Here is a 24241-nt window from a genome sequence, read left to right on the forward strand (position 1 = left end):
TTTCTCTGATATGCCCTTACCATCAAATTACCACAGATTATCCATTGAATACAACCTAAAGATTTACATGAGTTATAATCCGTATTTCTGATCTGTTTAAAGTTCAGGCTGACCGTCTGAAATAGCAATCAGGCAATGTAAGTTGGAAAAGGAGTTCCTTTACTCACTCAAATATTCAAACGTATCCACCATTTTGTACTTGGGATCTCCTCTCATGAAATTCCTGAAGAACGCAGTGTGACTTGCACCCATCAGAATGAATACCCGGTCGTCCTTATTCAGATCAAGACGATTCAGATTCGAATACATCCTCAAATTTCGCTGATAATATTTTGCCGCTTCATCCGCTCCTTCAAAGCCATTTTCGGTACCGGCATGAGTCAGCATATCTGCATTCACGGCAATCAGGAAGTTCAGATATTCGTCTGTATTCATCAGTTCCAGTTTTTTCTGCAGACTCAGCGTATCTTTATTCACATCTATGGACGGATAAAAACTAAAGGGATCCTCGTAATACTTGTCGTGCCATTCGGGATCAATCTGATTATCAACTTGCTGACCAATTCGATAATTATAGCTCATTTTATGATCGATACCGTAGATACGCTCCGTACCGCTCAGCCGACCGAGTTCATAGGCAAGCAATTCAACTTCAGAGGGATTTTCGAAAGTCATATCGGGATTTTCCCTGTACTGCCGGTACTCATTTTGAATGGCTTCGTTTTTCTCCGGCACCTGCTCCACAATGATTACTGTAGGATTAAACTCAGCGAGCCTTTCAGCAACTTCATGAACCCGTTCCTGATTTTTTCGGTCATTTTCATCAAACTCCGTTGTATTGGCATCGTTTGTAAATCCCATATGAAACGTGCCAAAATTGAGCACCTCAACCTTTTCAGGCGCCGGGTTTTCAATCGGTTCATTTTGAGCTAAAGTATCCCGGTTGTCTGGATAAAATGAGATCAGAATTATCGTTCCAAGAAGAGATAAAACTATCTTAAAATACTTCATGGTATGAATGTGTTTATTTAACGATTACAATAGTGATTGAGAAACCGGATCCTGTCCGATTTCTCATGATGATCTGTTATGTGTTAGCCTACGAAAATCACTTTCAATCGTTACATTCGCTAAAAGATCATACCAATTTAATACTCAAAAATGACTAAAAATCGGGTCTGATAACTTTCAGCTCTATAAACCAACTACTTAAGCTTCTCCATTTGAAAAGAATCACCCGGTTCTAAATCTCTTTACAAGCAAACAGATCCTTAATAACCAGGCATTCGTCTTCGAAGTGGATTTTGAGCGTATTCCACGGAGCTCTAAGACGGACACTGCTATACTCCCCTTCACCATTCGGAACGAGCACAAATGTCGGCCATGGGCCCTTAAGATCTGCACCAAACGTTTCGTCTTCATTCCAGACCAGGTTCCAGTACTGATTCCAGTTTTCGAATTCAGCGTAAACAAACGTTGTCCACGGCCCTGTATCATAAAAATGGCTTCCAGGTGTATTAGCAAACGTCCCGACCACATGCAGCGAATCCAGATTCCCTATTTGTTCGACTCGGCGCAGAATCGGTGCTGTTGCTGCGACCGCATTACTATCTGCATGTACGAGCCCTGAGAGAGCATTCTTCTCCCCTGCCTTTATTCTATTCATTGCTGCCCGGGTGCGGGTATTCAGTTGTTCAAATCTGTTTTTTTGTTCTTCGCTATGATTAAACATTAGATCAAATACAGTCTGACCCGTCAGTTTTGCAACCAATCTGGTATCATCCGCCCTAAGCTCAAGCTTCCCACCATCAAGATAGTACTCTCCGGCTCTTTGCTGAGCCGTTTCCGGGTTTGCCGTCTCAACCGTTTCAACCAAAGGTGGCATTACAAATGAGGAGTCAAATGCCGCAGCCAAAATATTAACACCTTCGTTTGCCGCAGGAAACATGGAGGTATTTCCCTGTATGTAAAAGAATAGATCCAGGTCCGGTAGCCACACAAAATCGGCTTCAAAAATACGATTACTTCCGCTGTGAGTGATCACTTTGCCCCATCTGTTGTGATCGTAAACAACCCAGCCATATCCATAGTCGGAATATCCATTATTCTCCCTTACATATCCCGTTGTCCAGCGCTTGGCAACATCTTCATCCAACACACCACGTCCCTGAACGGTTTTCAACCAGGTGTGCATGTCATCAATAGTGGTGAGTAAACCTCCATTGGCTCGATAATGCCAGCTTGGCCCATTTTCTACTTGCCCTGTCTTGTAACGTTTTTCATGAATTTCGCCCCATCTTTCTCCATGTCTGTAGCCAATGGCCAATCGATCTGTATCCCAGTCGGGGAGAAAATATCCGGTCTCCATCAGCCCGGCCGGCATTAGCAGTTCTTCACGCAGAAACTCCTCATAACTTTGTCCGGACACCTGTTCTACAATCATGCCAAGCAGTGAAAAACCTGTATTTGAATAGGCATAGGCTGAGCCCGGATCGAATTGTAAGGATTCACCCTTCAGTCGTTCCAGGTAGGCTTCAGTGTCTATCGGTTCTTCGTCCGGACCGATTGCCCCCGGCATACCGGAAGAGTGCGTGAGAAGCTGATGAATGGTAATATCCCGCATTTCTTCAGAAAGCGGATCGAGATATTTTGATATTGAGTCATCCACAGACAGCTCTCCCCGGTTTTCCAAAAGCAGAATGGCTGCCCCGGTAAATTGCTTGGTTATCGAACCGTTAGTCTGGATGGTTTCCGGCGTGTAGGGCCGTCTTGCTTCTCGATCTGCATAGCCGTAGCCTTTTCTCAATATCACCTCATCACCCTCGCTGACGATGATCGCCCCGGAAAATCCAAATGCTTCGATAGCCGAAAGATATCGGTCGATGTTTAAAGCAATTCCGGAATCATCAGCCACCCATTCATTAGATTTAAAAGGCTCATCATTTTTTGATAATGATGCACTATCGTTTTTGGAACAGCTGAATGAAAAGATTGAGAGAATAAACAGTAACAGTATGTTAAGATAAAATTTTTTCATCGTGATGGTTTTTAAAAGATTTATGAACTAAATGACTGCTTCTATGAAAATGAATTGAACACCAAAAGCGACACTGATTTTTCGATCACTTTTGATTTCAATCTGGGATAAGCTCAATATCTTTTATCATTTGCTCAGTACGATATCGTAAAGGCCTTTGAGATCATTATTCTACAAATCGGCAGATTAAACGACACCCGATGATTTAAAAAATGAGTGATCTGAATAATCTTTAAACAGAATATCGGAGCTTACCCTGGAAAGATGAATGGTATTTAAAAACGGTACTAGGGAGCGTTTATAGCAATTCCGCTTGTATAGGGAGAGGTGTTAAAACTGCGAGAGAATAGAAACCCGAATTCCAATAACCGGGTGTCTTTATTCAGTAATATTTTCAGATGCTTGAATGAAGTTACTACATCGGAAGGCGGAACTTCAACATATGAAATGGAGTGTGAAGCAGCCTGTTTTAGGATGGCCAGACTGCTCTTACCGGTCGAAGAGTCTTCATCTTTCTCCGTTTCTTTTAACGTGAGCTCATAAACGGCATTTTGGAAGTCCGTTTCATCATCATCCGGTTGTTCATCATTTGCAGCAATTTCAATATCTGAAAAAGAATCAGCATTTATCTGAAGGTTTGATATCTGGAAATCATAATTGGTAAGCGCATTTATCGGGTTCCCGGAATAGAGAATAAACCCAATCAACAGAATACTGATGTAAAAAAACGGATGGATATGTTTACAGGAAAGCTTCATGTGCTTTAAATAATAAGCAAAAGATTCACATTTGCAACTTAAAAGGTTTTTGAGCTCTGATCTTTTGCAAATAACTGACATTCAATAAATTCATAAAGTCTCAAAAAGATGCATTAATTGTACTTTCTGAAGAAATGAAGTCTGAACTGAAATGTTCCGATTATAATGACTTCATATCCCCTTCTTTTACGATTTCTTATAAACTTCTTTATCGAGCCATTCAGTTGTTCTTTTCAAACCTTCTTCTAGAGAAACCTTGGGTTCCCAATCTATAAGATCCGCGGCTTTTTGGATAGGAAATTTTTTTCGGGAGGTTGCCATCTCGATAAATCCCCGGTCAATCGGAGTGGTAATACCGGGTATTTTATTGGCAAAAGCCATCAGTCGGGCAATGAGTATGGTCACACCTTTGGGTTCTTTACCACACAGATCGCCATAATGACTCATAAATTCACGCCAGGTTGTAATTTCTGCTGATACATTAAAAGCTTCCCCGGCCGCTTTCGGATGCTTTGAACAGCGTATGATCGCATCAACAACATCGTCGATATACACGGGATTAAAGTGTGCAGAACCGTCTCCCAGCATCACAGGTTTCCCTTCCAGAATATTTTTAAACATACCCTCAGACCAAATTCCATGACCGGGTCCATAAATCATCGATGGCCGTACAATCGAAAGTTCCATGTCATAGGTTGAGGCCATCTCAATCGCACGTTTTTCCGCTTCAGCTTTCGTCCTCGGATAGGTCGAGGAGTGATTCAGTGCCAGTGGAGCAGATTCGACCACCTCATCCAGATTTTTCATGTCGTATACACCGACCGTACTGATATGAACAAAGCGAGAAACTCCTGCCTCCCCGGCAAGCTTCACTAAAGTTTCCGTTGCTTCAACATTCACCTTTTGTGCCGTTTCCGGATCTGCACCCAATGCTGCGGCCGTATGAAATACAATCTCTTTTCCATCAACCAATTCTCTCAGCACATCTGTATTCATTAAATCTGCAGACTGTAGATTTACACCGTGATTTTTCAGATATGAGACCCGATCCAGGTTTCTGCCGATACCTGTTACGCTGGCCTTTTCCTTTACAGAGAGCTGTTCAGAAAGGCGGGAACCCACAAAGCCGGTTGCACCCGTTACCAGTACCGGAATATTTTCAAGTGATTTCATAATGAGTAGTGCTCGAATGTTGAGGTTGAAGTCCCCGTATGCGAGATCTGACAAATCGGTTTGTAATCCCTTCTAAAATAGTTATTCAATGGAATCTTAACGTTAGATTCCTGAATCGTACATACATCAGCTACTCTTGATAAAATCGGAAGGCGTACGCCCGGAGCTTGAAGTTACGCTCAGTGCAGTTACGGTGATCAGTATGAGCCCCATACCCAGGAATTGCGAACCGGACAGGCTTTCACTTAAGATCATGCCGGATTGTAGCAATACATTATAGTTACAAAGTTTTTTAGCCAACAGGTTGGTGTTTCTGCGAGCGGGCTATCAACTTAAAAGTAGGAAACTACCTGCACACGCAGCAAGACGCGAAGCAAAACAGTTATTGACCTTTCTTATCACTTATTTCAACAACATTTTCGCCAATTTCTAACAGTTCTTTTGTTTTAAGTAGTGTCGCTGATAAAATCTCTCTCATCCTGGCATTAGAAGTGTTGCCGGAAGTGATCCAAATAAGCTTTGGCGGTGGACCCTTTTGTTTAATAAGCTGGATAAAATCTCCATCTTTACTCATTACAATCACATTCGCTTTACGAGCTGCTTCAAAAATATCAGAATCAGTTGCATCTCGAAGCCCTAAAGACCGAACCGATTCTGCCTCAATATCGTCAAAGGTACGGTTGATCCAAGCAGCGATAGCAGGAGAGAGTTGTGCATCAATCCAAATTTTCATGCTGCAACAATCGGATGATCAATTTTGCCTCGGGCATACTTGATAGAAGCTTCAATGTCTTCCTTTTCAAGGTCGGGTAACTCTTCCAATATCTGTTCATACGTAAGACCATTCGCCAGCAAGTCTAATACATCAATAACCCGTATTCTCATTCCTCTAATACATGGTCTGCCGCCACACTGATCAGGATTGGTCGTAATGCGTTGTTTCCAGTCTTTCATTTTTTTGAAACTTTGTTGTCCTTATATCTGAATCTACTTAAAACAAGGAAGATATCATAGATCGGTAAAAAGGAGGTTAACGGCTCTTTTGCTTCAACATTCACCTATTCTGCCGTTTCCTGATCAGCATCCAGTACCGGAGTGATTTCATAAGGAGTAGTGCGTGAATGTTGAGGTTGAAGTCCCCGCATGCGAGAGCTGACAAATCGGGTTGTAATCCCTTCTAAAATAGTTATTCAATGGAATCTTAACGTTAGATTCCTGAATCGTACATACATCAGCTACTCTTGATAAAATCGGAAGGCGTACGCCCGGAGCTTGAAGTTACGCTCAGTGCAGTTACGGTGATCAGTATCAGCCCCATACCCAATAATTGTGAACCGGACAGGCTTTCACTCAAGATCAAGACGCCAAACAGCGATGCGGTAACCGGCTCAACCATAGCCATAATGGAGGCTACGGCCGGGGCGGTCCAGTTCAGGCCGATGATATAGATAATGAAGGACAGGCCCGCGCCAAGCACACCCAATGCCGCAAAAAGCGGCCAGTCTTCCGTACTCAGAACTTCAACGACTCCATCAATACTGGCAGGCCAGATGAGAATAAGGGCAAGCACCGCAAACGCAATGGAGAGGATCGCCTGCGGACTGCCATGCGGCGCCGCATACTTGAATCCAAAGATGAAGATTGCGTATGACATCCCGGCAAGCAGACCGGCGGCCACGCCGAGAAGCGTAATTCCCTCGGCACCGACATCGTAAATTTGCGTGAGCAGTACTATTCCCACCATCACCACTGTAATCGCGGTCAGCTTCAGAACTGTGGGTTTCTCAAGCTTTAGTGCGAATGAGACCAGATAGACAAACACCGGAGCGCAATACATCAAGGTGGCCGCAACCGCGACACTCCCCTCCTCGATACTCAAAAAATAGAAGCAAAAGTTACCGGCCACGCCGAGTCCTGCAATAACCGACCAAAACCACAGCCTGTAATTTGCCAGTCCGCTTCTACCCGGTTGCAGCATAAGCCATACCAGAACGAAAAGCAGTCCGATTGCGCCGCGGTAAAATGAAACCACGAATGCGCTCCAGCCATCCGCGATGAGGATACCCCCGATTCCGCCTGATAATCCCCAGAAAAGAGCCGCCAACAATACGAAAGATGTGCTTATGCTGAATATTTCACTTGGCTTTTTCATGATGATATGAGGAGAAAAAATGTGTTGAGTGTGGCACCGCTTTGTTGGAAACAAATAGTTATTTACAACCAAGCTGAACTGAGCCAGACCGGATTAGATTGTCAAGGTCATCAGATTCATTGTTAGCCATGAATTATGACTTCACCGATACCGTACTACAATGCATAAACATTTGATATCGATCCAACCTTACCAACCTTTGATCTTGCGCTTATGCCACAAGCAAATTAGTGATGAATTGAAAAAACTTACTATAGAAAATACAAAACCTCAGTCGGTAGGAAAGTTATTCGGGAATACCGAATAAAAAAGTAGGGTGTTATAAAAAATCACCTTAACTGTTCATCCATTTTTTGAAGTCTGAAGAACGACTGATACTAACAATTGTATCTTCATCTCCTTTGATGGGTGGGTTTAGATAGAGCTTGATTCGGCTTCTGGACCAAGCCTCCATCTGCTTAATCGCTTCCATATTGACGATATATTTCCGGTTAATTCGAAAGAATGTTTCGGGATTCAAAAGCTCCTCCAGATAATCGAGAGAGTGATCTATCGGAAAAATTTTATCTTTAAATGTCCGGCAGAATACACTTTTCTCCATGGCGTAGAAGTAGGCTATCTCATCCGCTTCAACCTTTTTCAGCTTCTCGCCAACAGAAATGAGAAATCGTTTTTTATACTCTATTTTCTGCCCTTGATACACGGCCCTGAGTGTTTCAAAATCTATGGCAAAGGCCGATTTTAAAACCTCATATTTTTCGAGTGCTTCCCTTAGCTCACTTTTTTGGATTGGTTTTAACAGGTACCCGACGCTGTTAAATTGAAATGCCTGGATGGCATACTGATCATAAGCCGTTGTAAAAATGAGCGGCGTTGAAATATTGATCTCATCAAAGATGCTGAAACTGAGTCCGTCTGAAAGCTGAATGTCGATAAATATCAGGTCCACTGTATGTTCCATCAGCCAATGTACAGACTCTTTTACCGATCTGAGTTTCGCTCGTACCTCAATAGCCGGATTTACATCTCTCAGCATTGCTTGTAGTCGTTCAGCCGCAACTTTTTCATCTTCGATAATCAGTACATTCATCAGTACTCCTCATAGATTAGTGGCAAGGTAACTTTATAGTGAGTGGTTCCAATCCTGAAATCGGGTGGATCACTTCCAAGCATTTCATAACGTTTCGCGAGATTTTGCTGCCCGCTTCCACTCCCCTTATCCGATGACATTTTAAGCCGGATGTTGTTCGTAATCACCAAAGCGTTTTTGCTGCTGACAATATCAATATTCAGAGGCTGATCTTCACTCACCTCATTGTGCTTGCATACATTTTCGAGAACCGTCTGCAATGATAACGGTGGAATGTAAGCGTCCATAACGTCGGAAGGCAAGTCGATGGATAATGTCAGCTGTTCACCATATCGCATTTGTTGTAAAAGCATATAGGAACGAGCAAACTGCAACTCTCTTTTCACAGTAACCACGGGCTTTTCAATTGTCTCCAGTACATACCGGTATATTCTGGAAAATTCATTGATAAACTCCTGTGCTTTCGCAGGATTATGATCGATCAAACCTGAAAGCACATTCAAGCTATTAAACATAAAATGGGAGTCGATCTGACTCTTTAAAATTTCAAACCGAAGCTGAGATACCTGGGATTCGAGCTTCTCTGATTTTTTTCTGGATTGAAATCCTTCAATAAAGAAAATCCACCCTTCCAGAATCGTCATTAGGATAACATTGCATACTGCAAAAATTGCGGAATTATAGATCAGATTTTGAAACAATCCCTCTTCATACGGCTTGATGTAGTGAGAAAACAGCGTTACTGCCACAGCCATAATCACACCAAATAACAAGCTGAATATCAGCTCTGTTAGAATTCTTAAAAAAGGTTTTTGCTCCCATGGGAATAACCGATTGAGGTATCGGATGATAAACAGATCAGGGTAGGAAGTTATAATGAGGGCAATAAGACTCAAAACCGAACTAAATGCCAAACGCGATAAAAAATTTGAAAAGCCGGAGATTTCGGCATACCCGGTGATGTGCGTTGTGGGAATTACGATAAGCTGAACCAGGACCGCAATCCCAAATAGAAGTTTGAAAAGTTTTGAAAATGGAATTAAATCGTGAATGCTCTGCGTATCCATAAAAAAATCCTGAATCGTTTACAGCTGCAACTTATAATGTAAGTTTAATTTGTGATTTAAGTATTTAGATATCACAAAATCGACAATGGAAAAGCACCGGCAGCAACTCTGCCGATGCTCTTTTCAGATAAATTTCCTCTAGTCAGAATTTTCGGTGGAAGCCGATTCTCAGACTTTGATATCTCAGGGTAAGCTCTCTGATTTGAGAGGAATCATCATCCAGATCACGTGACAGTGAATTGAATTTAACTCCCGGTGTGATACTCCATTTTCCCGATACCGGAATTTCAACACCCCCGGCTATCTGTAATCCAAAACCGTGGCCTGTGTCTTCGATAATATCACCGTCTCTGTTTTCGATCTCTATATGGTTATACAGACCGCCTGCACGCAAGAATCCCAGCGTAGATCCCAGGCCAAGCGGATGTTTGAACTGTAAACCAAAAACATATCCGGTTTCCTCGAAGTCTGCATTCGATCCGGCAAAGGATTGATCGGCAGAGAACTTATTCCACCCCCATCCGGCATAAACTCCTGCATGAGGCATGACCCGGTAGTGAAAGACAGCTTCAAATCCTCCACCGAAATTAAGGTCTGCGTCACCTAATGTTTGCTTAGCATGAGAAGGTCCACCGGCAATTTCAAAACTGAATCGGGAAGCATCTCCTTGAGCATAGCTTAACTGTACGTACATTAAAGTTAAAAGTAGTGTTAAGATAAATTTTATTGTTTTCATGATTTTTGTGTTTAGCGTTATCAATAAGTGTTTAAGCTATTTCTAAGATAATGCCGGCAAATGGTCCCGGAAATTTTAAGGTGATGAGCGTGCAAAACCGGTGGATGAAGGTGAGATTTTCAGGATGAATAAGTTATCCATCCTGTAATAAAATGTAGATGTGCAGGAAACGTTGTGGTTATGGTCTCTTTTTGATTAAAGATCAATAATTGGGCAGATCCATAAGAAAGGCTGCCGAAACGTTGGTAAATTTCGAACTGCTACTTTGTATTACTTTGGGTAAATCAACCTGTATTCACAGTGTGTCCAGAAGGACAAAAAAACAGCAAAAAAGAATTGGCAATCTGATCTCTCACGATTCTGAAGCTGAAGGCGTTGCTGCTGTAGTATGTAATCTACATCACAGACAGATTGGCAACGGCAAGAATAAGCCAGCCCATGGTTATCGTAGCCATCAGTTCTTCTCCGGTTAACGGCTTACCGACCAGCCGGTAGCCTCCCCATGGCAGTAGGCTGGCTATGAGAGCAAAAGCAAGATGCCCGGCCATTGAGCTCAATAACCCAGTAAAGGTTATGACATGAGAAGTAATAATGGATACGAGGATTGTGAGAATCAATAAGGTCAACCACCAAATACCGTATTTTTGAGTTTTTTGGTCCATACATTTTATGATGAATTCAGTTGCCTAACATTTGTCAGTACGAAATTTTTAAAAAAAGGTTTTCACTTTTTTAGTTTCAAAAGTTTTGATATCCCCCTTAACAATCCAAAGTTCATAGAAAATCGAAAGGATGTGGATCAGAGTAGATTTTTCAGCACAGCATTTTGCAGGTATGGAATACTTCAATATCTATCTTCGAAATCTTTCAAAACCGAAATTAAACCTGTATCTATCTAACAATGAACTTTGCCCATAGTCCATACCCTTTTCGTGAATTCCTCGGAATGGCCATTCGCCGCTATCGGAAGCCAGCTCCGTGGGGTGATCAAAAAGCTTCCCGCCGGGTTTTGTTTAATAATGAACAAGAGGCTGACTTCTGGATTGGATTTGTAGGCGACATTTGCCCCTTAAAAAATCGGAAAGCTCATTTTTCAAAAGAAGTCCTCCAATTTTTTGAAAACTGTTCAATGATGGTAGGCAATTTTGAGGGTATTATTACGGATCAGGCACGCTACCCTTTTTTACTTAAACACACACCGGATGTTTTTGAAGCCCTGAAAGAGATCAAACCACTGGATCGGTGGGTTCTTTCCATCGCCAACAACCATGCGATGGATTACGGATTGGAAGCACTAAAGAATACCCTTGCCATTCTCAGTGACCATAATATCCGCTGGGTTGGAACAGTTGACAAGCCATCTATCGAAATTCATCCCGGAATATCTCTAACGGCGTGGACATGGTGGATAAATGGACAAACTCATTTTATACCTCTTGATGATCCCGGCCCTCCGGAAAGCCCGGATTTTCATATTGCGGCACCGCACTGGGGCTACGAACATGAACGTAAACCCAGATCATCTCAAAGGGAAAATATACCGGATGGATATGATCTGATTGTCGGGCACCACTCCCATCTGCCTCAGCCATTGGAAATCGTCCCGTCAGGAACACCGGTTGCGTGGTCATTAGGCAATTTTACAACTGCCAATAAACTCAGAGTTTTGGGTGAAGGTGCTATTCTCAAAGCCGGATTTATACTAAACCAAAATCACACTCCCGTACTTCATTCGATCAACTATCAAGCGATCCTGTTAAACAGGGATAACCCCGATTTATGCAGCGTGACTTTCAGATCCTATAAGAGATAAAATTATGGGAGCATCTCTGTCGTAACATCTCGATCAAATAATGAAGCGTGAGTATAAAATCCACATCGGCGGATTTAATTCTCCTCAAATTTATACGATATGATAAATTCATCAAATTCACCGGACTCAAAGCTATAAGAATTGTTTTCGATCATATCTACTGAAAAATCCTCACCGGGAGTACTCAATATCAGTGATCCGTTAAATTCCGTAATTTCTGAAGACCACTGTAGCGTGGATGAACCGGGTGAGGCGTTTTGCAACTTAAGGTGCCAGTTTATTTCCCGGGAAAAAGCATTTCGAAAATCATCAAACAATTTCAAGTCCCCGGCTTCAAACCAGGCATGAATGCCTTCCGGTGGCGAAGGAGGTGCTTCAAAATCAAATCCGGAATCAAAACCGTCCGTAGCACTTGGGTTTTGACCAAATAGCAAATCAACACTCGATTCAGAATCAGCTACTGTTAAGGAAATTTCGTACTCATTAACAAACAGTGAAAAATTGCCAACAATTTCTATGTCGTTTTCAAGCACTATACTTAAAGGATTCTCAAATGATTCAACATCACCGCTCCACCCTGCAAAAGTCCAACCCCCGTTTTCAACGGCCAGAAACTCGGCGGTATTTCCAACGTCAATGCCTCCCGATGTAAGTATATTTCCTGCCCCTTCCGGGTTTACACGTACGTCAATATTGACCCTCTCCGTTTGATCGAAATCACCGCAAGAAAGAAACAGAAATGTTAAAAACGAAATAAACAGAACAGATTTTTTAAACATAGCTATTTCATTAAGGTGATTTTCCTGAGATTGACGATTTGCAGGAGTTTGAAACCGAACAAAATAGATTCCCGAAGAGAGATTATCCGCACGAAAAGTTACGAAATGTTGCCCCGCCTGATACTCTTCAGCTGCCAAAACTTTTACTCTGCGGCCAACAACATCGAATACTTCAATTTTCACCTGAGTTGTTTCTGCCAACTCAAATTGGATCGTTGTCGAAGGATTGAATGGATTCGGATAGCTATTAACGAGTTGATCTGACCGTACAATTTCGTCTTCTTCCAATTGTTCCAGTGTAAAATAGTCGAACTCCCTTTCAGCTCGTTGCAATTGCCCGGGTATAAGATCCAATGTAAATGCTTTTTTATTGTCTGAATACGCATTTAATCTGTATGCGATCGTTTTTTGAGTTTCACTTTCGATCGTTAAATACAGAGGAAACTTGGAGGTTTTTACAAAAACCATCTCCATATCGGACTGTAAAAGGTTTGTGTTGTTAACTAAACGCACATCCAGTACAGGATCGGGCGACAGCGGAGGCAAATAGTAGGCCGGTAGTTCAGAATTATCTACGGGGTTGTGCCGAATGTGTAGATGAGTCTTTGATTGCCCATTTTCAATAACCAATCGAGCATCATTGTGATGTACAATATCACTTTGTTGTGACTGGGCCTGATCATTGAATGATTGCCCCTGTGTTTCAGAAGAACTGATAGCCAACATCATTAAGCTATTCTGAACGTCAACAACCACTGTTCCGGCTTCCTCTGCAAAAACCCAATGACCCTGATTCGGCACTATATAGTTTGTAGCAACATAGCTGTCCGTTTCATAGATATAGATCGGAGTGTCCGTTAAAATATTTTCCTGATCAAGAATCATATCCACGCGCACGGAATCAGAGAGGCTGCCAATTAAATTCCAGCCTTTTTCAAGATTAAATTCGGCGTTCAGTAATCCCAAACCGTTCACAAAAATATTTTCAGTATCAAAAGTTCTTGTTTTCATCCAGTAGCCTGTTAACGGAATCAACCGGCTTTCCCTTAGATACTTCTCCTCGTAGCTGTAAAGAGCGGCCAGTTCAGCTTCAAGTTCAGAATTCAAAACAGGTATACTGGTTAGCTTCCAATTTGACCCGGCCTGCAAAAATTCATTTACAAAGCTCAAAGAGGTAGTTATTGGGCTTTCACTTCCACCCGATGAAATTGATGATACTGCATAGAAATAGATCCCTTCGGGTATCTGATTATCTACATAAGAGAGAACATCAGCATCGACCGTCTCAATTCTTTCAAGTGCTCTTGGTGAAACGCCCCTGTAAATGTTAAACCTGTGACCGGACGCCGTGGATGAAGCCTCCCATCTTAACCTTGGGAATTCGTTTTGTTGATCCAGGACAAAATTGACCGGTGTTTCGGGCTGTGTAAATTCTGTTGAAAAGGTCCATACTGCAGACCAATCGCCCTGCCCTGCTTCATTCACGCCGCGAACCCTCCAAAAATAGTTCGTTTCAACCTGCAGCCCTCCCACTTGAAATTCTGTAACCCCAAGCTCACTTTCATCTGCTACCGGATTCGTGAAACTTTCATCCGTTGATACCTGCAGCTGATAGGTATTGGCTCCTTCAGCCGGTTCCCACGCCAGTTCAGGATTATTAGATATATTCGTTGCCCCATCCTCCGGGCTGCTGAGTACAACAATCTCTGGAGGAGTTAACGGTTCAACTTCCGTAGTAAAACTCCAAACTGCTGGCCATTCTCCTGAACCCGCTTCATTAACAGCTCGTACTCTCCAGTAATAAATCGATTCATAACCCAGGTTTTCAGCAATGAGTTGAGTTTCGGTAATACCATTCTGATCGATGATTACTTCCTCGAAGCTGCCATCCAATGCCAGTTGAACCTGATAGGAATCGGCTCCTTCAGCCGGTTCCCAGGCCAGCTCAGGATTGATGGATACATTCGTTGCCCCATCTTCAGGGGAGCTCAGTTCTACGATCACGGGAGGAGTTAACGGTTCAACTTCCGTCGTAAAACTCCAAACTGCTGACCATTCTCCTGAACCCGCTTCATTAACAGCTCGTACTCTCCAGTAATGAACAGTTACGTAAGCAAGCTCCTCAACAATTAGTTGAGTTTCCGTGATGCCATCCTGGTCGACAATTACATCCTCGAAGCTACCATCCAATGCAAGTTGAAGCTGATAGGAATCGGCTCCTTCAGCTTGCTCCCATATCAGCTCCGGGTTGATCGATATATCGGTGGCTCCGTTTACAGGTGAACTTAGTTCAACAACGGCCGGTGGAGTTGTATTTACGTCGCAATCTGCTGTCTGGCTGTCAAATCTTATATTCCATGAGTAAGTTGTGATCAGATTCTCTCTAGCATCCGTCGCAGCGCAATATTCCAGTCCGCCAGCTTCAAGATCTACATCATTTTGTACTGGCTGGGACTCCCAGCCAATTAGTGTATTATCATAATTCTCTACAGAAAGAGAGCTGTTACTGAGCATACCACTCATATCCGTAACACTAGTTATATCCCAGCCTCCCAGATTCTGATTAAATGCCGAAGCATCACTAAACATACCTCTCATACTTGTTACGTTAGACACGTCCCAGCTGCTGATATCCTGATTGAATTCGAAAGCTGATGAGAACATAGTCCACATGTCGGTTACGCCCGATACATCCCAACTGCCGATAGCTCCGTTAAAAACAAGGGCAGCGCGAAACATTTGCCGCATGTCAGTCACATTTGACACATCCCAGCTATCAAGATCCTGATTAAAAGATGAGGCAGCATTAAACATCGCTCGCATATCAGTAACTGCAGACACGTCCCAACCGCCAATATCCTGATTAAAGGTTCTGGCACCATCAAACATCGATGCCATATTAGTTACGCCCGATACATCCCAATTACCGATATCCTGGTTGAAAGCATGTTCATCATCAAGATTAAACATTGATTCCATATTAGTTACATTCGAAACATCCCAGCTGCCTATAGCCCCATTAAAAGCTCCGGCATGGTCAAACATCGATGCCATATTGGTTACGTTTGAAACATCCCAGTTATCGAGATCCTGGTCGAATGATTCATTATTCTGAAACATTCTCTCCATGGTTGTTACATTGCCCACCTCCCAGCTGCCAATGTCCCCGTTAAATGATGACGCTCCGGCAAACATCGCTTCGAGACTGGTTACATTCACCAGATTTGGGACGTCCGTGGCTGTGTATGTCAGATTTAGAGCACCTCTAAATGCCTGTTCCATTGATGTCCACTCAATGTCTCCCCATTGGTTTATGCTGATGATTTTTTGCCGATCTCCATAAGAACTCACATAGATTCTCGGAAAAGCACCTGAGATTGATATTTCATATTCTCCTTCACTCGCATACGTGTGGTCAAGAACATGCTCCACTCCATCACCCGGATTCGCAGAATATGATTCTTCAGCAGTTCCATCTCCCCAATCAACAGTAAAATCGTAGCCGTTGCCAATCATCGGGATGCGAATCTGGTTATCATCCGAATCACCGGGATTATTGGTTTTCCAGGTAGTGATGAAGGGGCGGAATGGGTTTTCTTCCGTGGTAAAACTCCACACGGCAGACCAATCACCCTGCCCCACATCGTTTACACCCCGAACTCTCCAATAGAAAGTAGTTTCAAAAGCCAAATCACTCACCTGCAATTCAGTAATATCGATGCCTGCCTGATCAACTACTGTTGTTGAAAAATTTTCTTCTGTAGATACCTGAACCTGATACGAGCTTGCATCAGTTGCGGCTTCCCATAACAGTATAGGATTGGCGGATATATCTATTGCGCCATTCACAGGGCTGATTAAAACTACTGTTTCGGGCAAGGTTCCTGCATCACTATTTAAAATCAAACCGTCAGGGCTGTAAGTTGGAGCAAGCAAGGATTCGCTAAATGCGGTATCATCAACAATAGAAAACTCACCTGTTCGATTCCCCTCGTTCCATGTTAACGGTACAATCTCGTCACTGTCAGCAAAAACAAACTCGTTCAAGGGAAGCAGTTCAATGGTTCCGTTAAGGGTTGAGGAACTTGTGACCAATCGGTCATGCTCGGTTCCGGGTTCGGTTCCACCGATTTTAATCGATAGAGTTCCTGTTTCAAATTGAGTGTAGTTCCCTTGGATGGTGAGAACTCCTGTATTCACTGCATCTACGCCCGGTTGAACAATACCCGCTCTATTTTCAACACTGCCATTTATGGTGCCTATCCCTCGTATGGTTCCATCGTTGACAATCGACTCGTCATTTACCAAAAGCGCACTACTGCTGCTGATATCAATTGTTCCGGAATTCTGAATATTCTCTCTAAATCTGATATCTGCTTCATCCTGGTTGACCAAAAGTAATCCGGAATTCTCAAGCGCCCATTGTACATCGATTTGAAAAATTGTTCCCTGACTCTTTTGAAATGTACCGGCATTTTTAATCGTAGCGCCACCTTCATCGGCAACAAACAGCTGAACACTGCTTCCGGTGTCGAGTCTAAAAATAGCTCCTTCCTCGATCTCAAGTATGGCTCCGTTCCGCCCAGTTGCGCGTGAACCGCTGTATACCAATTCCTGGCCGCCGGGTATTACGAGCGTTCGTTCACTCAACGTTTTTGTACTCGATGTACCACCACCAGTCATGCTTCCTCCACCGTTCGCAAAAGTAGTTCCTGTTCCTTCCATCCGGCCACCCGACCAAGCAAGCTCGCCTTCCACTAAAATATCAAAATCGCTGTCTACTGCCCCACTGCTATGGTTTTGGGTATAGTTACCGGAAACTGTCATCGGAGAGCTGAGATCCAGCCGGCCCAAAAATCCCACGATGAGATCTCCCACACTAACCGGGTCTGTAATGCCCACAAACAGTTGGCCGCGATTTCCACCAACCAGTAATTGCTCTTCACCCAGACTTATCAGGTTTGCCGTTGCCGGTATGGTGGCTATGGCTGTGTTATTGCCTCGCACGGAGAATGTACCATTCATTTCAACTGTACCCTGCAGTTCGTAGCTGACGGAGCTGCCATCATTGGTGCGATTACCAAGATTGATTCGGGCCCCGGCCCCGGCCAGTAAACGGGAATCAGGGTTAAAGATATAAGGAGTATCGGAGGGGCCGAGGTCAAAACTTAGATAGCCTTGTTCAACAATATATTGTCCACCTTCATCAATCAGGGAGGATGCCCACAGGCGAAGGTCAGCATCCTGCTGGCTTACACTTAGAAGACCGGCATTGAGAAAATCCCACTCAATGTTAATCTGAAACGTTGTTCCCTGTGATTTGCTGAACGTCCCGTAATTATTGATGATTGCCCCTCCTTCACCCACGCGCATGACATTGCTATTACTGTTCGTAATCAGATCAAATGTGGCACCTTCCTCTACATCAATTGCCGCTCCGTTAAGCCCGGTGAAACTGGATCCGTTAAACGTAAATACCTGTCCGTTGGGTACCACCAATCGACGCTGGTTCAGTGTTTTGTTATTCCCTGAACTACCCGGACCACCTGTTATTACGGCTCCTCCGTTCAGAAAAGTAGTCCCGGCTCCCTCCATCCGGCCGCCCGACCATGCAAGCTCGCCTTCCACCGTAATATCAAAATCGCTTGCTATCACTGCCGAGGCGTTGTTTTGTATGTAGCTGCCGTTTACCGTCAGCGGAGAGCTGAGTTCCAGCCGGCCTATGGATCCAACGGTGAGATCTCCGACACTTATCGGATCTGCAACTTCGACAAAGAGCTGCCCCCGACTGGACCCAACCAACAGAAGCTCTCCTCCAAGACTTACCAGATTGGCTGTTGCCGGAATAGTGACACTGGCCGTGGTCCCTCCGTTGAAATTCTTCACCGAAAAGATACCGTCCATCTCCACGGTTCCCTGAAGTTCAAAGAGTGTTTCGGTGCCGTCCCCGGCGCTGCTACCCAGATTTATTCGAGCCCCTGGCCCGGCCAGCAGCCGCGAGTCGGGAGTAAAAGCATAGGGGATTGCAGAGGCGGGAAGAGCCAGGTCTAAAAACCCTACTTCAACTATATACTGACCACCATTATCTGTCAGCGCGCCCTGCCACTGCAGTGTCGCATCCTGCTGGGATAGGCTGAGAAGTCCCGAGTTTTCCAGAGCCCACTCAATGTTGATCGGAAATGTTGTTCCTTGCGATTTTAAGATGGTCCCGGCGTTTATAATCGTAGCGCCACCGTCACCGACTTGCATAACCCTGGAACTGTTGCCGGTTGTAATCAGATCAAATGTCGCACCTTCCCTAATATCCAATTGATCGCCCCGTTTCGTCCGGTGTAAACTGGATCCGGCATGAACAGCAAATACCTGTCCGTCAGGTACCACCAGCCGACGCTGATCCAGCGCTTTGTTATTACCCTGAACTTCCCGGACCGTACCTGTGATTACGGCTCCTCCGTTCAGAAAAGTAGTCCCGGCGCCTTCCATCCGGCCGCCCGACCATGCAAGCTCGCCTTCCACCGTAATATCAAAATCGCTTACTATCACTGCCGAGGCGTTGTTTTGTGTGTAGCTGCCGTTTACCGTCAGCGGAGAGCTGAGCTCCAGCCGGCCTATGGATCCAACGGTGAGATCTCCGACACTTATCGGATCTGCAACTTCGACAAAGAGCTGCCCCCGACTGGATCCAACCAACAGAAGCTCTCCCCCGAGACTTACCAAATTGGCTGTTGCCGGAATAGTGACACTCGCCGCGGTTCCTCCGTTGAAATTCTTAACAGAAAAGATACCGTCCATCTCCACGGTTCCCTGAAGTTCATAGAGTGTTTCACTGCCCACACCGTCACGGCTACCCAGATTAATTCGCGCTCCCGGTCCTGCCAGCAGCCTTGAGTCAGGGGTAAACAGGTATGGAACATCGGAGGCCGGCAAATCTAATCTCAGAAACCCATTTTCCACGATATATTGACCACCCTGGTCCAGAAGGGATCCCCACCACTGTAGCTCGGCGTCCTGCTGGCTTACACTCAGCAATCCGTTATTTTCTAAATCCCATTCTATAACCACCGGGAATGTCGTTCCCTGTGATTTGGAGATAGTCCCGGCGTTTATGATCGTAGCACCACCGTCCCCCATGCGCATGACATTGCTGCTGCTGTTGGTAATCAGATCAAATGTGGCACCTTCCTGAATATCAATTGAAGCCCCGTTCTGACCTGTAAACAATGCCCCGTTGAACGAAAATATCTGTCCATCAGGAACCACCAACCGACGCTGGTCCAGGGTTTTGTTATTTCCGGAACTGCCCGCACCGCCGGTGATTTCAGCCCCTCCGTTGAGAAAAGTACCACCTGAACCTTCCATACGCCCACCTCTCCACGAGAACTGGCCGTTTATGATTAAATCGGCATTCCCACTCAGTGTGCCGAAAGTTTGGTTCATAGTTCCGGTAATGTTCAAACCACCCTGAAGCTCCAGCGTAGCCTGCGATATAGATAGTGATAAGCTATTAATTGATGTTTCTGAGGGTATTACTATCGTATAAGCTGACCCCAGGTTCGCACTAATGATTACATCGGAACTTGCATTGGGTACCGAAGTTGGATTCCAGTTATTTGGATCTTCCCACGAAGTACCGTCACCGGCCCCGGTCCAGGATACATCCTGCGCATAGGCGTTCGATCCCAAAAGAATAGGCGCCAATACCAGGATACCCACGACCCATAGACACAGAAGCTGAAATGAGCTTCGAAATATTTTTTCAGCAAGGGAACGCATAGGCTTTATCGTTTAAAGAAGTTGTTTCCATTTTGTATAAAATCGAATCACCGTCATGCACAGCGGAGGTTTTCTAAAAAAAAGCCCGAATTAAACGCTCTGCATACAAGTGTCATTTCAATAGCGTATTTCTTTTTGGATTGCCCCATTTTTTTTGAGAATGAATCAGATGCCACCCGGACATTGTATGTTTAGATAAGCTCAACCATTAATATACCCCGGTCGGTATGTGGTTTTTGAACCTGGTAGAAAATACATGTGTGTGCATAGACCAAAAAAACTGAACTGAGTCATCCCTGACGGGAATTTATTATTAGATTTGTTTAATTCTGATAACCCTGGGATAATCTCGCCAGGCTACATTCAATCGTCTCTCTTGGGACTTGGTCTTATTTTTAATCGATTTACCGAGTGTTTAAATCCGATTAATTGTTATACAAAATCAAGATAAAAAGGCTTTATTCATCTCGTTTTTATTTCACCAAGTACATCATATCCCGTCAGGGATATCCGAATGTAGCCACGGAATTTATTCCGTGTGCGATGATAATCAAGAGACACGCCCTATAGTCGCTAGTTGCCACCAACATCCGATAGTCCCAAAGGGATGCCCCGCACGAATTATTTCAAAAAATTTTTGTAAGGAATTGCCTCTAAACCATTCATACAGGTATAACCAAATCTTTTAATCAAACAATTATTATCATGGCAAATTCATTTACTCAGGCTTATATCCATTTCGTGTTTAGTACAAAAAATCGAAAACCCCTCATAGAACTCGAATTTGAAAAACAATTATGGGCATATATTGGCGGAATTGGAAAACAAAATGGAACCCATATTATTGAATGTGGGGGAATGCCGGATCACGCTCATGTATTACTAGAGCTCTCTAAAGCGATGAGCATTGTCCAAACCATACAAAAAATTAAAGGTGTCTCTTCAAAATGGCTGAACGATCACCATTTCCCGAATCGGGATTTTGCCTGGCAGGTTGGTTATGGGGCATTTAGCATTGGACACTCAGGATTAAAACAAGCTGTTCGGTACATTCACAATCAAAAGAAACATCATGAACATAAAACATTTAAAGAAGAGTATATCAAACTGCTAAAAAAATACAATGTTGACTATGATGAGAGGTATTTATGGGGGTGATTTAAAATATTTTATTCGGGTCATCCCTACGGGATTTTACTACGGAATGCATCCGATCTGTTAACCCCGGAATAAATTCCGAGGCTACAGCCGGGCGTCCCTCGCGGGACTTGTTTTAATTCATTGGTTGATTTGATGCGTTTTGAAATCAGATAAATTTTTATAAAAAAACATCGATAACTGTGTTTGGAATATCTCGATTTTATCTCACCACACACATCATATCACGTCAGGGATAAACGTACGTAGCCACGGAATTTATTCCGTCTGCGTCTTACTCAGATTTATGATTTTGCACGATCTCCGTGGCTTCGGATATCCGGCCGGCTTTGTGGAGGGCTTCAATCAGGTGCGAACGCAGCACTTCGTTGTGAGGAGCGGCCCGGTACATAGCAAGCCACCGGTCGCAAAGAGAATCCAGATCATCGTTGTTGCGATAAAGTTTAATCAGGGCGCGGTAGGGTTCGGGCATTTCAGGAGAGAGCGAAAGGGCTCTTCGATAGGAACGGATCGCTTCGGGAGCATTGCCCGCATCGGCATACAGCTCACCCAGCAGTAACTGGGCATCGGCAAGCGAGGGTGCCAGGCGAACGGCTTCTTCGAGTAAACGAAGTGCCTCATCACGATCACCGCTCTCTTTATAATAGGCTCCGGACATGGCAAAAAGCTTAGCGGATAGCGGATACTCTTCCAAAATCCTATTCAAAAGTGGTTTTACGTTACTTTCATGAAAAGAATTTGTAAACCACTCAAATGCCTCTTCCGAAAGTCTGTTAAGTGCTTCAGCGTCCTCACCGGAAGACTCCCTGCCCATCAGGCTGTACATGCCCTCTGTCTGTATCTGCCCCTGCATCTCCTGCTGGCTTTCCGCAAGTTTCGTCAGACTCAATTCAAGGGCCGTTTTGGCAAGACGCATAGCTTTTTCATCATCTTTTTGCTGATGATACAACCTGGAAAGATAGAGCTCTGTTTCCGGGTTATCAGACTCCAATTCAACTGCTTTTTCCAAAACAGATAACGCCGATTCCAACTCTCCTGATTTGTAGTATGACACTCCCAATCGGGAATGTGGCCCGGGCGCATCCGGTTTCACCTCAGTGAGTATTTTGTATACACCCGCGGCGAGTTTCCACTTCTGCTGATCTTCATAATTTGCACCCCTTCTGGCCAGGAGCACTTCATCATTCGGATAAACTTCATAAAGGTTTTGGTAGATACCTTCGGCAACTTCGAGAGAGTCTTGTTGTTCATATGTATTCGCTTTCAATAGTCCATAGATCAGCTCATCCCCGGTTTCAACAGCAAGGGAATCGTACAGAGTGCGGGCTTTAGCCCACTCCTTTTCCAATTCGTAGGTTTTGGCAATCTCCAGGAGGATGGACCGGTCATCCGGAAACTGCTTAGCCATTCGTAAAAGTGTATTTCGCTTGCCCGGTATATTAAAACTGTTTTCGAAAAATTCAATAAGAGTATTGTAGATTCTTCGCTCTTTCGGATGTTGTTCAAGCAGCTCTTCGAGCAGCGCAACGGCTTTGTTGGATTCTTTTGTCTGAAACAGAAGCTGGGCGTAAATAATGGTGTCATCCACGCTTCCCGGGTTATTCTCTACAATCTCCTGATAAGTGCTGACCATCTCTTCGGTGTTTTCCATCTGCTGATAATACATGGCCTGAAGCCGTATCAACTCGAGATTTTCCGGATGCTGAGTACGTGCGCTTTCAAGCAGGCTAAGGCCTTTATCGTACTGTTCGGTTTCGGCATAGAGTACCACCAGGTTTTTGTCGAGATCGGGTGAGGGCGGTAGTTTAGTCCGGGCGTTTTTCATAAACCGGATGGCGGTTTCAAGTTCGCCATTTTGATAGGCTTCCGCTGCCTGCATGAGATCAAGCTGTCCGAACCGTATCGTTAATTGCGTGCGGTCGACAGCCAACGGCATAAAGGACGCGCCTCTGTTTATATGCTCTTCGACAATATTGTATTGATGGCGTGCTTCTTCAACATTTTCGAGCTGCATCTGCGATTCGGCCAACAGCCAGGTGAAGGCGTGCATGCCGGGAAACAGCTCCTGGGCTTCCATGGAAAGATCTAACGCCTTATCAGCACCCCCGGTTTGCAGGTGAGAAGAGATGAGCATCACGTGGGCATCCGGCCGCATTATGTCGCGCCTGATTACCTCTTCCAATAACTCAATAGCCATCGAAAACTCTCCTTCCTCGTAGTACTGTCCGGCCTCGTACTGAAGATTGCTCTGTGCCCGTACCGGAACCACAAACAGAATGCAGATTACCATCGCTGATAAGAAGCGAACAACTGCAGAATTGTGAAATGAACTTTTTGATTTCATGGATTATGAGTTATGATTGAAAAATCACGACAATAATGAATCTAATATCAATTAATATAAAATGAATCAGGAATTAGAAAATCTTCCCCAATAAGGAGAGAATTAGTGGGATGTTTCCACTTCGAGTGGCTGGAAATATACACCCCTCCCGGCTAAAGCCGTACTCCCCTCAATGGGAGAATATCCTCTGAACCTTTATCACAAAAAAAGAACCACGCAACTTCCTATTCCCGATGAGATCCCTCCATGCGTTCGCTTCAACCTGATCATCGTAATTTTTCATGGAGCCGGGCTCACTTAGTCGGGAAGACAGAATCATTGAAAAGAAGCGGCGGGCATCAAAGAATGTTATTTACAATAA

General features: G+C 44.1%; 16 protein-coding genes. 2 read left to right on the forward strand and 14 right to left on the reverse strand.

What is annotated here, in order from left to right:
• Positions 1–159: 159 nt before the first annotated feature.
• From U5K35_RS14875 to U5K35_RS14930, 12 genes are all read right to left on the reverse strand, one after another.
• Positions 160–1011 (reverse strand): DUF5694 domain-containing protein, encoded by an 852-nt coding sequence (locus U5K35_RS14875; protein WP_322572287.1) that lies wholly within the window; start codon positions 1009–1011, stop codon positions 160–162.
• Between the two features lie 232 nt (positions 1012–1243).
• Positions 1244–3037 (reverse strand): serine hydrolase domain-containing protein, encoded by a 1794-nt coding sequence (locus tag U5K35_RS14880; protein WP_322572288.1) that lies wholly within the window; start codon positions 3035–3037, stop codon positions 1244–1246.
• Positions 3038–3324: 287 nt separating this feature from the next.
• The gene (locus U5K35_RS14885; protein WP_322572289.1) at positions 3325–3795 is read right to left on the reverse strand and encodes a hypothetical protein; all 471 of its coding nucleotides are present in this window, start codon (positions 3793–3795) and stop codon (positions 3325–3327) included.
• A gap of 186 nt (positions 3796–3981) precedes the next feature.
• The gene (locus tag U5K35_RS14890; protein ID WP_322572290.1) at positions 3982–4968 is read right to left on the reverse strand and encodes an NAD(P)-dependent oxidoreductase; all 987 of its coding nucleotides are present in this window, start codon (positions 4966–4968) and stop codon (positions 3982–3984) included.
• Positions 4969–5094: 126 nt separating this feature from the next.
• Positions 5095–5268, reverse strand: coding sequence for a hypothetical protein (locus tag U5K35_RS14895; protein WP_322572291.1), 174 nt, complete (start codon positions 5266–5268; stop codon positions 5095–5097).
• Positions 5269–5350: 82 nt separating this feature from the next.
• The gene (locus U5K35_RS14900; RefSeq protein WP_322572292.1) at positions 5351–5701 is read right to left on the reverse strand and encodes a DUF5615 family PIN-like protein; all 351 of its coding nucleotides are present in this window, start codon (positions 5699–5701) and stop codon (positions 5351–5353) included.
• On the reverse strand, positions 5698–5922 hold the full coding sequence (locus tag U5K35_RS14905) for a DUF433 domain-containing protein (protein ID WP_322572293.1): 225 nt from the start codon (positions 5920–5922) through the stop codon (positions 5698–5700). The genes U5K35_RS14900 and U5K35_RS14905 overlap by 4 nt, the downstream gene beginning before the upstream one ends.
• A 277-nt stretch (positions 5923–6199) precedes the next feature.
• Positions 6200–7120 (reverse strand): DMT family transporter, encoded by a 921-nt coding sequence (locus U5K35_RS14910; RefSeq protein ID WP_322572294.1) that lies wholly within the window; start codon positions 7118–7120, stop codon positions 6200–6202.
• 334 nt (positions 7121–7454) lie between these two features.
• Complete coding sequence (locus tag U5K35_RS14915) at positions 7455–8210, reverse strand: LytTR family DNA-binding domain-containing protein (protein ID WP_322572295.1); 756 nt, start codon at positions 8208–8210, stop codon at positions 7455–7457.
• Positions 8210–9277, reverse strand: a complete 1068-nt coding sequence (locus U5K35_RS14920; protein WP_322572296.1) for a histidine kinase — start codon at positions 9275–9277, stop codon at positions 8210–8212. Before U5K35_RS14920 ends, U5K35_RS14915 begins: the two co-directional genes overlap by 1 nt.
• A 142-nt stretch (positions 9278–9419) precedes the next feature.
• Positions 9420–10013, reverse strand: coding sequence for an outer membrane beta-barrel protein (locus U5K35_RS14925; RefSeq protein ID WP_322572297.1), 594 nt, complete (start codon positions 10011–10013; stop codon positions 9420–9422).
• Positions 10014–10408: 395 nt separating this feature from the next.
• Entirely contained in the window at positions 10409–10675 is a 267-nt protein-coding gene (locus U5K35_RS14930; protein WP_322572298.1) for a hypothetical protein, read from the reverse strand.
• A 239-nt stretch (positions 10676–10914) separates the two neighbouring features.
• On the opposite strand from U5K35_RS14930, the gene U5K35_RS14935 reads away from it, so the two are divergent.
• The gene (locus U5K35_RS14935) at positions 10915–11826 is read left to right on the forward strand and encodes a CapA family protein (RefSeq protein WP_322572299.1); all 912 of its coding nucleotides are present in this window, start codon (positions 10915–10917) and stop codon (positions 11824–11826) included.
• Between the two features lie 74 nt (positions 11827–11900).
• Here the strand turns inward: U5K35_RS14935 and U5K35_RS14940 are convergent, their stop codons facing one another.
• Positions 11901–20378 (reverse strand): BspA family leucine-rich repeat surface protein, encoded by an 8478-nt coding sequence (locus U5K35_RS14940; protein WP_322572300.1) that lies wholly within the window; start codon positions 20376–20378, stop codon positions 11901–11903.
• Positions 20379–21083: 705 nt separating this feature from the next.
• Between U5K35_RS14940 and tnpA the strand changes: the two genes are divergently transcribed.
• Complete coding sequence (gene tnpA, locus U5K35_RS14945; RefSeq protein WP_322572301.1) at positions 21084–21536, forward strand: IS200/IS605 family transposase; 453 nt, start codon at positions 21084–21086, stop codon at positions 21534–21536.
• Positions 21537–21810: 274 nt separating this feature from the next.
• Here the strand turns inward: tnpA and U5K35_RS14950 are convergent, their stop codons facing one another.
• Positions 21811–23880 carry a tetratricopeptide repeat protein gene (locus U5K35_RS14950; protein WP_322572302.1) on the reverse strand — a complete coding sequence of 690 codons (2070 nt, stop codon included), beginning with the start codon at positions 23878–23880 and terminating at the stop codon, positions 21811–21813.
• Between the last annotated feature and the right edge of the window lie 361 nt (positions 23881–24241).

Origin of the sequence: Rhodohalobacter sp., assembly GCF_034521535.1 — a bacterium.
Classification (GTDB): Bacteria; Bacteroidota; Rhodothermia; order Balneolales; family Balneolaceae; genus Rhodohalobacter.